12 protein-coding genes are annotated in these 11660 nt (G+C 68.8%); 6 read left to right on the top strand and 6 right to left on the bottom strand.

Features of this window, described 5'->3' with window-relative positions; genetic code table 11:
- The first annotated feature begins 84 nt into the window (after nucleotides 1–84).
- The 4 genes from ACQUQR_RS05675 (at nucleotide 85) to ACQUQR_RS05660 (ending at nucleotide 3686) form a co-directional block, all read left to right on the top strand.
- The gene (locus tag ACQUQR_RS05675; protein WP_435195466.1) at nucleotides 85–411 is read left to right on the top strand and encodes a hypothetical protein; all 327 of its coding nucleotides are present in this window, start codon (nucleotides 85–87) and stop codon (nucleotides 409–411) included.
- A gap of 182 nt (nucleotides 412–593) precedes the next feature.
- Nucleotides 594–1490, top strand: a complete 897-nt coding sequence (locus tag ACQUQR_RS05670; protein ID WP_435195464.1) for a halocyanin domain-containing protein — start codon at nucleotides 594–596, stop codon at nucleotides 1488–1490.
- 82 nt (nucleotides 1491–1572) lie between these two features.
- Nucleotides 1573–1962, top strand: a complete 390-nt coding sequence (locus ACQUQR_RS05665) for a hypothetical protein (RefSeq protein WP_435195463.1) — start codon at nucleotides 1573–1575, stop codon at nucleotides 1960–1962.
- 314 nt (nucleotides 1963–2276) lie between these two features.
- On the top strand, nucleotides 2277–3686 hold the full coding sequence (locus ACQUQR_RS05660) for a hypothetical protein (RefSeq protein WP_435195461.1): 1410 nt from the start codon (nucleotides 2277–2279) through the stop codon (nucleotides 3684–3686).
- Between the two features lie 75 nt (nucleotides 3687–3761).
- Here ACQUQR_RS05660 and ACQUQR_RS05655 read toward each other — a convergent pair whose 3' ends face one another.
- From ACQUQR_RS05655 to ACQUQR_RS05630, 6 genes are all read right to left on the bottom strand, one after another.
- Nucleotides 3762–6662, bottom strand: a complete 2901-nt coding sequence (locus ACQUQR_RS05655) for a hypothetical protein (protein WP_435195459.1) — start codon at nucleotides 6660–6662, stop codon at nucleotides 3762–3764.
- A gap of 444 nt (nucleotides 6663–7106) precedes the next feature.
- Nucleotides 7107–7283: a hypothetical protein gene (locus ACQUQR_RS05650; RefSeq protein ID WP_435195458.1), complete on the bottom strand. Its 177-nt coding sequence runs from the start codon at nucleotides 7281–7283 to the stop codon at nucleotides 7107–7109.
- Nucleotides 7284–7478: 195 nt separating this feature from the next.
- On the bottom strand, nucleotides 7479–8276 hold the full coding sequence (locus ACQUQR_RS05645; protein ID WP_435195456.1) for a helix-turn-helix transcriptional regulator: 798 nt from the start codon (nucleotides 8274–8276) through the stop codon (nucleotides 7479–7481).
- A 299-nt stretch (nucleotides 8277–8575) separates the two neighbouring features.
- The gene (locus ACQUQR_RS05640; protein ID WP_435195454.1) at nucleotides 8576–8887 is read right to left on the bottom strand and encodes a hypothetical protein; all 312 of its coding nucleotides are present in this window, start codon (nucleotides 8885–8887) and stop codon (nucleotides 8576–8578) included.
- Between the two features lie 63 nt (nucleotides 8888–8950).
- Nucleotides 8951–9061 (bottom strand): DUF7563 family protein, encoded by a 111-nt coding sequence (locus ACQUQR_RS05635; protein ID WP_435195452.1) that lies wholly within the window; start codon nucleotides 9059–9061, stop codon nucleotides 8951–8953.
- A gap of 126 nt (nucleotides 9062–9187) precedes the next feature.
- On the bottom strand, nucleotides 9188–9652 hold the full coding sequence (locus ACQUQR_RS05630) for a DoxX family protein (RefSeq protein ID WP_435195450.1): 465 nt from the start codon (nucleotides 9650–9652) through the stop codon (nucleotides 9188–9190).
- A gap of 313 nt (nucleotides 9653–9965) precedes the next feature.
- Here ACQUQR_RS05630 and ACQUQR_RS05625 point away from each other — a divergent pair, with 313 nt between their 5' ends.
- Together ACQUQR_RS05625 and ACQUQR_RS05620 are read left to right on the top strand one after the other, a co-directional pair.
- Nucleotides 9966–10502, top strand: a complete 537-nt coding sequence (locus ACQUQR_RS05625) for an Rrf2 family transcriptional regulator (protein ID WP_435195448.1) — start codon at nucleotides 9966–9968, stop codon at nucleotides 10500–10502.
- Nucleotides 10502–11479, top strand: a complete 978-nt coding sequence (locus ACQUQR_RS05620; protein WP_435195447.1) for a helix-turn-helix transcriptional regulator — start codon at nucleotides 10502–10504, stop codon at nucleotides 11477–11479. Before ACQUQR_RS05625 ends, ACQUQR_RS05620 begins: the two co-directional genes overlap by 1 nt.
- Nucleotides 11480–11660 lie beyond the last annotated feature (181 nt).

The raw sequence follows: 11660 nt of genomic DNA, 5'->3' as shown, positions 1-11660 counted from the left end.
CGCTCCGCGTGGCACGGGATTTCACCCGGGAGCGTCTGCGGTGTTCATCATCTCATCCGCCGTACAGTGACGTGGGAAGTTGAGATGCTCCGACAGATCCTCACCGTCGCGATGATCGCACTCTGTGTGACGGCTGGCAGCACCACCGGGCTCGCGGCACCGAGCTCGCTCACCACCGACCTCACGGCCGACGCGGACGGGGACGGCCTCACGGATGCCCAGGAAGGAAACCTGGGCACCGACCCCCTCAAGGCCGACTCCGACCGTGACGGGCTGGACGATGGCGAGGAAGTGTACACGCATCGGACCAACCCCCTCATCCGGGATACGGACGGGGACGGGTGGACCGACCGCGACGAGGTCGAGGCGGGCTCGAACCCCCTCGACTACGGTAGCACCCCCGAGCGCTAACACGACCCAAGCCCCCTTGCGCGCTCGCGGGGAGTGAAACGGGACAGTTCCGGGGTCTCGTCGGAGTCGGCGGCCGACCACCGCCGTCCTTCCCCATCCGACCCGAAGCGACGACGACCCGCTATGTTCGATGGCGGATATTTTGAGATAGGTACGATACCATGCACACCACACGACGCGATATGTTACGAGCCGTCGGTGTCGGCGCGGCCGTCGGCCTCGCCGGCTGTTCCGGTGGACCGGGCGGCGGCGCACAGCCGACCCCGACCGAGGAACCGACCCCGACACCCGCCCAGACGCCCACGAGCACCCCCACGCCGGCCCCCGAAGGCCAGACGCACACGGTGACGATGCACATGGAGCCCTCGAACGGCGGGATGGCCTTCTACTTCGACCCGGTCGCCGTCGCCATCCAGCCCGGCGACACCGTCGAGTGGGAGCTCGTGAGCGGCCAGCACACCGCGACGGCGTTCCCGGCCCGCATCCCCGAGGGTGCGGAGCCGTTCGACACCGGCCTCCTCACCGAGGCGGGGACGACCGCCTCGGTCACCTTCGAGACCGAAGGGACCTACGACTACTACTGTGAGCCCCACCGCGGCCTGCAGATGGTCGGCCGGATCGTCGTCGGCGTCGCCGGCGGCCCCGGCAACGAGGGCTCGCCCCCGGAGGGGATGCTCCCCGCGGGGTTCGACGTGCAGGAGGCCGGCGCGGTCTCGTTCGCCGAGTGGAGCGCCATCGAGGGGTTCACCTACGGCTCGTGGTTCCGGGGCGTCGACGCCTTCGACGGCACCGAGGATGAGACCGGCGACGAGACCAAGACGATCATGGTCGGCGCGCAGGGGAACGGTGGCCCGTTCGCCTTCGACCCCACCGCCATCCTCGTCGACGCCGGCACCAAGATCACCTGGGAGTGGGTGGCCGGCACCCACAACGTGGTCGCCGTCGACGGGAGCTTCCGCTCCGGCGACCCCGTCGAGGGCGGGACGTACACGTACACCTTCGACGAGCCGGGGGTCTACACCTACTTCTGTGAGCCCCACCGCGGGCTGGGCATGAAGGGGGCCGTCGTCGTCCAGTAGCGCCGACTCACCCCCGCATCGCCCCCGACCCGACCCGTTTCTTCGTCGCCGATTCTTATCCTCCCGAGACATCTCCCGACCCATGGACACGACACGACGGGCCGTCCTGACGCACTCCGGCGTCGGCATCGCCCTCGCCCTCGCGGGGTGTACGAGCGCCCTCGGCCCCGGTGCCGGGGCTGCCGACCACACCCACACCGACGGCGGCACCATCGAGGTCGCCATCGAGGGGGAGATCGCCTCCGGCGCGACCGTCACCGTGGTCGCCACGCACGACGACGAGCCCGTCGAGGGCGCGACCGTCGCGGTCGGGGAGTCCGGCGGCTCCCGCGAGGTCGTCGGCACCACGAACGCCCGCGGCCGCCTTCAGATCACCGTCCCCGACTCCGGCAAGCTGAACGTGAAGGTCCGGTCGGGCGAGCTGGAAGGCGAGTTCGAATCGGACCACGAGGACTCCCACGAGTCCCACTGAGCGGTCGGTCTCTTCTCCGTCGTCTCCTTCCGGTCGACTCTTCCCCCGCTGTTTCTCCGACTCCCCACGGTGAGCCGCGCGTTCGCCCTGTCCCACCTCGGTTCGTGTCGCCTCTTCGTCCCGGTTCGTGTCGCCCGGCTGTCCGGACACATTCGACACCGATTTCAGCGCGCAAGCAGGGGTGGATTCACGTCGGGTGAGTGCGGCGCTGGCACACTCTTTTCCAGCCAGAAACGCTGAAAACGGCTGTATTCGGGGGCTAGCACACCGCACGCCGAATCGACTATATGTTTCGACATCCTTCCCCATTGTAGATGATACGTGGTCGGACGGAGACGGTTCTCCTCGTTTGGCTCGTCGCCACGGTCGTCACGGTCGCCCTCACGCCGGCGGTGGCCGCGGCGACGGCTCCCGACACTCCCGTTCTCGACACGTCGACTACCCCGTCGACCACGGCCTCGCTCTCCAGCTCGCTTGGGTCCCCCGCCGAGACCCCGCAGACGGCCGTCCACGTCGCCCGTGAGGGGGACACCCTCCGCTACACGGTGACGGTCGAGACGGCCGGTGCGGACGCGCTGTGGCTCTACGTCGACCCCGACGTGACGGTCGTCGAGACCGACGGCGTTCAGGCACTCGATGGACACCGCGTCCCCACCTACCGCGCGACCGGCGAGACGACCCGAATCGTCGTCGAGCGGGAGCTTCCGCGCGCGCCCCGGACGACGACGGGGGCGGAGTACCTCGCCACGGACGACTGGGCGCTCGGTCCCGTCCCCTACCTCCGCGTGACGTGGCAGACGGACGGCCACACCGAGACGACCGCACCCTTCGAGGACGGTCGGATCACCACCGAGGACCCGGCCGCAGTCGGCGAGAAGTTCCTCCTCTACGGCGACCACGAGATCTACTCCCGCACCGCGAACGGGCAGACGTTCCACCTCGTCGCCCCCGCCGGGACGGGGCTGGACGCGCCCGCGGTGCTCGACACCTACGCGTCGGTCTCGGCCCGGCTCGCCGTCGGTGACCGCGATACGGCGGTCCGGGTGTTCGCCCTCCCGCCGCCGGCCCGCGGGGGTGGCGAGGCGTTCATCCGGAGCGACGAGGCGTGGGTCAACGCCGGCTCCCCGATGGACAGCGCGAACAACGTCTGGATTCACGAGTACGTCCACACGCGCCAGGAGTTCCGGCTCACCGGCGAGATGGCGTGGTTCACCGAGGCCTCGGCGGAGTACTACGCGGCCCGCCTCGCGTACGAGGAGGGGCACATCTCGCAGGCCGAGTACGAGGCGTACGTCTCCCGACCGGGGTTCGAGGGCGCGGCGCTCGGTGACCGGGACACCTGGGCCAGCCAGCGGGTCCCCTACGTCGCGGGGGTGCGGACCCTCGCCGAGCTGGACGAGCGCATCCGTGACTCCTCGGGGGGTGAGCGCTCGCTCGACGACGTCTTCCGGATGATGAACGAACACGAGGGGGAGGTCTCCTACGAAGAGTTCACGACGTTCGTCGCGCGCGCCGCGGGCGAGGACCACAGCGCCTGGCTCGACGAGCGCGTGCAGGCCGGCGACGGCTCGAACACGCCGTTCCCGTTCGACGGCCCGGTCGACTCCCCCGCGCGGGCCCTCTCGGACGCCATCTACGCGGGCAGGGGTGTACTCCCCGGCGTGCTCGCCCTCGCGGGGCTCGCCGCCGGGCCGCTGCTGTTCGGCTACCGGCGACGGGAGTAACCCCACCGGTGAGACGGCGCGACCGCTCGGGAGCGTGGGTCAGAAAAAACCGCTGTACCCCGCGTTGGGGGGTGGTTACGGGCGCGCCAGGACTGCCACACCAGCGACGAGCGCGATGATGAGCGCTGCGATGATGAGCAGGACGACGACGCTGCTGCCGGATTCGGGCGCGGGTTCCTCGATGTCCTCTGCGGGTTCGTCGTCGTCGACGTCCTCAGCGGGCTCGGGAGCCGGCTCCTGGTCGGCGGGTTCGTCGTTCTCGAGGTCGAACTCGGCCGTCGCGTCCGGGACGGGGTCGACCGCAGTCGTGCCGGAGGGGACGAACTCGTCCTGCTCGGGCTCGACCGCGTCGGGTTCGGGTTCGACCACGTCGGGCGCGGGCTCGGGTGTGGGCGTGGGGGCCGCACCACCGGAGCCGCCGGAGCCACCGCCGGAGCCACCGGAGCCATCGCCGGAGCCGCCACCGTTGTTGGCGGGCGGGGCGGCGGGGCCACCGGAGTCACCGGTGTCGGCGGGCGGGGCGGCGGGGCCACCGGAGGTGTCACCGGTGTCCGCGGGTGGTTCGGGTGCCGTCAGGGGACCGACGAACTCGAAGTAGGGAGTGACGCGGTACTGCATCTCTCCGACGGAGTCGTTGAGCACGACGGTCTCGGTCGTCGTGTTGGTGCTGTTGGCCTCCGTAACGGTCACCGTGGTGGTGGCGCTGGCGACGAGCCCGAGCGCCTGGCCGGGCGTGATGGTGACCGTTCCGTTCGCGGGCGCCGGCTCCGTCAGCGCGATGCTGGCGTCGCCGGTCGCGTTGCCACCCGGGTAGACCAGGGAACCGACGACGCCGGCGTCATCGTCCTCGTACTGGAGCGCCAGCTCGTATCTGATGTGCTCGGCGGCCGCGGCGTGGACCGCGGCGATCGGCTCGGTCGCCTCCCACATCCCGGTCGTCTCGTTGAACGTCATGCCGACGAACGCCGGCGTGGGGGGTGCGACCACGTCACCGGTCTGCTGGACGCCTTCGAGGGTCGCCTGCCACTGGACCTCGTAGCCGTGGCGGGCGTCGATGACGGTCCCACCGGTGTTGCGGTCGACGAGTCGCATCTGGACGACGACGTCCTGCTTCGCAGCGCCGTCGACCATCGCAACGCCGCCTTCCGGAACCATCACGGGCGAGTCGAACACGAGGTTGAACAGGCCGTTGTTGGAGACCTCGACCCACGGGGGTGCGGTCACGGCTTCCACCTCCTCGGGTGGGTTCGGGCCCTCGCTCACGTCGCTGAACCCGCCACCGTTGACGGTGAGGGTCCAGGTGTTCTCGTCCGCGTTGAGGTCGGTCACCGTGGGGGCGAGCACCGTGCCACCCCGCCCGGTCCCGTCGGACGTGAAGTTGACCTCCTCGGTGACGGTCCCGTCGGTGATGGTGAGCGTGTAGGTCTCGCCGGCGACGAGCTTGTCGCCGCCGAAGGCGACGCCGAGTTCCTTCGAGGAGTTGGGGTCGGCGGGGTCGACGGGCTCGACGACGGCCTCACCGCGGAGGCGTTCGTCGGTGAATGCGTCTCGGAAGCCGAACTCCCGACCCGCGGTGTGGAACTCCGCACCGGCGTTGAACAACAGGAGCTCTTCGCCGGTGGTCACGTCGATGACGCGGACGTGCATCGACCCGAGCATCCCCTCCGCGTTCGTCGTGGGCGGGATGGACCAGACCACGGTGTAGGTGTTGTCGGCCGGGTTGTACGGGACGGTCGTCCAGGTGGTGCCGGGGGCCGGCGGGCCACCGGGAGCGGTCTCGTAGGTGATACCGAGGATGACGGTCGCGTCCGTGATGGGGTTGCCACCGGCGTCGGTCACGGAGACCTCGAACGTCTCGAGGTTCTTCGCTAAGACCTCGATGGTCGGTTCGCCACCCTCCAGCGCCACGCCGGGCGAGAGGATGGTCATGGTCGCGCCGTCACCGGTCACCTCGTGGGGAACGATGGGCTCCTGCTCGACGGGCTCGACGTCGCCGGGACCGGAGACGCCGTTCGAGGCGTCGAACTCGGGGCCGGTGACCGAGATGGTGAAGTTGGTCTCGTTGGCTTCGAGCGCCGTCGCGGCGGGGCCGTACAGCGTGCTACCGGTGCCGGACTGTGGCTGGTCACCGGCGGCGGTGAAGTTGACGGACTCGCTGTTCACCCCGTCGCTCACGGTGAGCGTGTAGACCGCACCGGGCGTGAGATCGCTCCCGCTGAACGAGATGCCGACCTCGTTGCCCGCGGTGGGGTCGGCTGGGTCGACGGGCTCGACGACCACGCCACCGCGGAGGCGCGCGGATGTCGTCACGTCCTGGAACAGATAGGTGCGCTCGGCGGGGTGCATCCCGAAGCCACCCTCGAAGGCGGCCAGCTCGGTGCCGGCCGAGTCGAGCGCGACGATGCTGACGGACCCGAGGAGGCCCTCGGGGTCGACCGGCGAGGGGGACTGCCACTCCAGTTTGTACGTCCCCGTCGCGGAGTCGTAGCGGAGGAAGTGGGTTCCCGAGCCCTCGGAGGGAGCGATCGGGAGCAGGAAGAACGTGAAGTCCTTCTCTTGGACGGCCGTCCCATCGCTCACGCGCACGAACAGCATGGCGGTGGTGTTCGCGTCCACCATGGGTGCGGCATACGTGAGCTCCCACTGGCCGCTCGCGGCGTTGTAGGTCATGGTCTGATAGGCGGCGGGGTCGGGGGTCGCGGCCTCCGCGGCCGCGGCGTCGGCGAACAGGCCGACCTGCGCCTCGACGGTCGCACCGGCTGTTGCGTCGGTGACGGCCGTCCCGCTATCGGTCACGTTGACCGCGAGGGTGTATGTCGCCCCTCCCTGAACGGACGCTCCCTCGACAGGGGAGGTCATGTCGATATCCCACTCCGTCGCCGGCAGTGCAAAGACCACCGTCGACGAGGTGACGAGGAGCAGCACCATCAGGATGGCACCGATTCCGCGTTTCTGTGCGTTACGTACTGGACTCATGGTAAGTTTCTCTCTGGCACAGCCCCCTGCCGACACGGGACGCGTCGGTCGCGGTAGCACGATGCATGACCAGCCGGGACGCTACACCAGCGATTGGCGCTACGTTCGGTGAGGGCGGCTATGAACAGGCGGCGAAGAACCTCCCCTACCCGGACACAAATCGGTTCGTCCGGGGCGATTCACCGGTTTCCGCACCGACTACGGCTCCCTCTCCCCGACTGCGACCCCAGCCGGCAGCCGACCGCGGGGACCGGCTGTGCAGTGCGTCACTCGCGCGCGCGAGGGCCGTCCGGCCGGGGGTCGCGGGACCGGACGGGTGGGGCGGTCGCTCGAGGCGGTGACAGCTCCGATCGAGAACGCGGAATCGTGGGGTGTGCCGTCGACGGTCAGTCGCCGAATGGAGTACCTCACGAATTAGTGGTCGTAAAAACCGCGCCGTCCGTGTTAGCTGACACGGCGCAGGTCGACCGACGAGCGCGCCATGGACGGGTTGTAGGCGGCCATGAGCAGCCCGACGACTTCCGGGTTGCTGGGCTCGTACCCGAGCTGGTCGGTTAGTTCCGCTTTGATCTCTTCGAACCGTTCACTTTTCGAACCGTATAGCTTAACGTGTGAGGTCATTGGCATCCCCCTTTTGCTGCTGTCCGGCGACGGCACGCTCCCGTTCGGGGAAGATGTCGGTCGAACAGCTACGCCCTTCTATTCGACTGCGACCTACATAATCGCACGTACTGAACACCGTTCACCATGTGAACAGCTGTCAGATTCGATTGGTTGATCCGGCGTCAGTTTCGCCGTCCTCACGAGGGCGTGAGGTCAGGTCGTGAGGTACTCAGCCACCGGTTTGGCGGCCGACCAGCGACGTTCGAACTCCGCGAGACACCAGTCGGTGGCCGCCTCGTTCGAGCACGTGAGCAGTGCCCGTGGGATGCGGTCCTCGTCGGTGAATCCGAGATAGACCCGGTCCTCACCGATCGCGATCATGTAGGGAAGGTCCTCCTCGAGCACGCGGGCCTCCACGCTCTCCTGTGCGAGGAGCTTCTGGAACCGGTCGTCGAGTTTCGTGCTCCCGCGAATGGCCTCGAGGAGGTCACTCGAGACCGCGAGCTGGAACTCCAGGCCGTGCTCGAGGACGGCCTGGAGGCTCTGCTCCATCGCTTCCGGTCCGGCGATAGGTGTGAGCACCCGGTCGCAGCGCTCCGAGCCGGGGTCCTCGAGGAACGCCGTGACGGGAGCGAGCGGGTCCGCGCGCGTGCTGACCGTGAGTTCCGCGTCCGCGAGCAGCCGCGGATCGAGGTCGAAGGCGGGGGGGAGCACGTCGGCGATCTGCTGGAGCTTCCGCACCGACTCGACGGTCCGACACAGCGAGAGGAACTCCGTGCAGATCAGCTTCCCGAGGGGGGTCGCACGGTACTCCCGTTCCGTCTGGACGATCCAGCCACGCTCTTCGAGGCTCGAGAGCACCCGACCCAGGGTCACCCGGGAGGCGTCACAGCGGGATTCGAGTTGCGACCGGCTCAGCGACTCGTGGATGAGGTGCTGTAAGACCTCTACGCGGGTCGGCGAGCCCGAGAGGTACCCGATATCGTCGAACGCGGCCGCGATATCGTCCATCAGCGTTACGCCGGTTCGGGCGCGTGGTATCTCCCTTTCTTGCATCCGTCTCCCCCCAGCGATCCGTGTTTCTTGCATCCGTCTCCCCCCAGCGATCCGTGTTTCTTGCATCCGTCTCCCCCCAGCGATCCGTGTTTCTTGCATCCGTCTCCCCCCAGCGATCCGTGTTTCTTGCATCCGTCTCCCCCCAGCGATCCGTGTTTCTTGCATCCGTCTCCCCCCAGCGATCCGTGCTGTTTGCTGTTCTCCCAGACGCTCCATGCGGGGATAAAGGCTCGGGGGCGTCGCGTCGCTCGTGCTCACTCGGTGCCATGCCCGACGAGGACGGCGACGGCATTGAGCAGGATGAGCGCGCCGACCCCCGTCACCCCGAGTTCCGGCGGGATGCCGAGCAGGAGCAGGGGGACGTAGACGAGCGGGAGTGCGATGGCGAGCCAGAAGCTCAGCCGTCTCCCCACCCCCGCGACACGCCGTCGCAGCCACGTTCCGGCCCCGGTTCGCGTGTCGACTCGGCGCTCCTCGCGTTCCGTCTCGTGCCACGGCGTGGGCCCGCTCGACGTCGACCCTGCGGCCGGGTCGTCGGTGCGGGCGGCTCGCCCCTCGGTCGCCATGAACGGAAAATCGCCCCGGGCCGACCTAACTCGACCGGGGTGTATCTGCCCGAATCGGGGCGGCTACACGTCGTTCGCACACGACGGACACTCGTGGACGACCCCGTCGTTGTCACCGAACACGCGCGCGAACCCCGACGACACGTAGCTGTTACACCGGATACACGACGCCATCAGCGGTCACCGATTCTGTGGAACATGTGTGATTCACCGGAGGCACCCGCCTCCATCCGGTCATCATCCCGATGGGGTATAACCGCCGGGTGAAAAATCGGGAAGGTCGTGCGTCGGTGTCGCGGCTCAGACGCGGGGGCGCTCCGCACGGCCGAAGCGGGGGAAGTCCCGCTCGGAGCCGGTGAGTGCGTGCTCGAGCGAGAGCCCACCCGCGCCGAGCAGGACGAACCCGATGGAGGCCACCCCCAGCAGGAGGGTGAGTTCGAATCCCCCCTGCGAGACGGGGTAGCCGTTCGGCAGGTGGACGAGCACCGTCGCGGCGGCCATGTCGATGGTCGTGAACACCGCGGCATAGCGGGTGAGGACGCCGAGCAGGATGGCGAGCCCACCGAACGTCTCGACGATGGCGACGACCCACGCGAACAGCATGGGTGCGGGGACGCCGAGGGTCGCGAGGAACCCCGCGAACCCTCCGATTCCGGAGGCGAAGGGGCCGATCGCCGCGAGCTTGCCGATCCCGTGCAGGAAGAACACCGTCCCGATGGCGAGCCGCATCGCGAGGAGCCCGAAGTCGTGTCGTGTCTGGTACATTGGTCGTATCACCGACTGGTCGTTCGGTCGATGAGGGCCTAACTGAGCCGGGAGGGGTCGACGCGATTCGCGGCGGTTACCCCCGATTCGCCACGGGGAACCCCGCCGTCAGGCGGCCCCGTCTGCCGTCGAACGGGGGCGATACTTCCCCATCGTTCACATCCGACTTTTACCCTCCTGCGGCAGAGTATCCGCAACGAGGCGGTAACGTCGACGTTTCCGTCACGCCCCCTCACGGGGCGGGCGCTCGGAATCGCGCCCGCGGGCTATCGGGTCACGGCCCCTCCCCGTGTGTTCGACCCACGGAGTTACGATGAGTCACACGTCACTACAACTAACCACGACGCAGCGTGCGTTGACGCGCGCGCTCGTCGAGCTGTCACGGGGGGTGGCAACTCCCATCACGGGCGACGACCTGGCCGCGGCCGTCGGCAAGAAGGCCAGTACGGTCCGGAACCTGATGCGCTCGCTGAAGGAGCTCGGGCTGGTCGAGAGCACGTACGGCCCCAACGGCGGCTATCGCCCCACACCGCTCGCCGTCGAGCTGTTCGCGGTCGAAGCACCGATCGAGACGGAGATCCGCCCGGCAGCCGAGGAGCTGTCGGCGCCCGAGGGGTCGGCGGTCAAGGTCGACATCCTCGATTTCCACGAGCCGGCACGGACACGCGTCGTCATCCATCTGCGGGAGTCGGCCGAGGAGTACGAGGCGGGTGACGAGCTCGTCATCGGCCCGCTCCCGTCCTCTGAGCTCTCCCTGCACGTACGCGTCATCGAGACCGATACGGCCACGAACGTCGTCTACGCGCGCGTCGTCGCGATACAGCTCTCCGTCTCGACGGGGGAGGAGTGATGCGCCTTTCCGTCCTGCTCGTCGTCCTTCTCCTGCTCGTCGCCCCCACAAGCGGCAGCGAACTGCAGGTACAGGGCGTCGAGACCATCACGACCGTCACGCTCGCCGAGGACGGCGACGCCACGGTGAGCATCGAACTCCGCTTCCCGCTGGCGACCGAGGAGGAGCGCGCGGCCTTCGACCGCTACCGCGCGGACGTGGAGGGGAACCACACCGCGGCCGTCGCCGCCTTCGAGGACTCCGCGCGGGCGCTCGTCTCGCGCGCGGAACGGGCGACCGGCCGTGAGATGGCCGTCTCGAACGTCTCCGTCGAGACCGGCACCGTGACGCTCCCCCGCGAGTGGGGCGTCGTCACCTACCGGTTCGACTGGGCCGCGTTCGCCGTCCCCGAGGACGCCGCCCTGCGCGTCGAGGACGTGCTGACCGGCTACATCCTCACCGACGACGACGCGCTCGTCGTCCTCGCGCCCACCGGCTACGTCGTCGACGTGGTGTCGCCGGCCCCTGACGAGCGGGAGTCCGGTCGCGTCGTCTGGGTCGGCCCGCAGGAGTTCGACGCGGGCGCGCCCGCGCTCACGTTCGTCCGCAGCGACAACGGCCCCGTCGACGACCCCGGTGACGGGCCGGACACGGGCACGACCATCCCCTTCGCGGGGATCGGGGTCGGCCTCCTCGCGCTCGCGCTCGCGGGGGTCGCGGCCGGGGTCTACTACCGGCGCCGCTCGGCTCCCGCCCCTGCCTCGGAGATGCTCTCCGACGGCGAGCGGGTCCTCCAGATCCTCGAGGCTGCGGGCGGGCGCGTGAAACAACAGCGCATCGTCAAGGAGACCGGCTGGAGCGAGACGAAGGTGAGCAAGGTGACGACGGAACTGGAGAGCCAGGGCCGGATCGCCAAACTCCGCATCGGCCGCGAGAACGTGGTCGACATCCTCACTAGTTCGGACGGGGACGGGACCCCGATGGAGGACGGGCGGTAATGACCGCTTTCGACCGCACGCTCAGCGGCCGTCTCGGAACGGATTTATCCCCTCCCGAACGCGGAGAACAAAACGCTCCCCGGTCGTTTTCGACCCTTCGGAACGGTTCGGGAGTGTCCCAGTTCAGGAGTCTCAGCCCGAATCCCGGCGGATTCACCGTTGAGCGCGTTTCCCCTTCAAA

The organism is Natronomonas sp. EA1, from assembly GCF_051195035.1.
In the GTDB taxonomy this organism is placed as follows: Archaea; Halobacteriota; Halobacteria; order Halobacteriales; family Haloarculaceae; genus JBNTJV01.
Note: the sequence above shows the minus strand (reverse complement) of the source record. Positions and strands in the feature narration are given on the sequence as shown.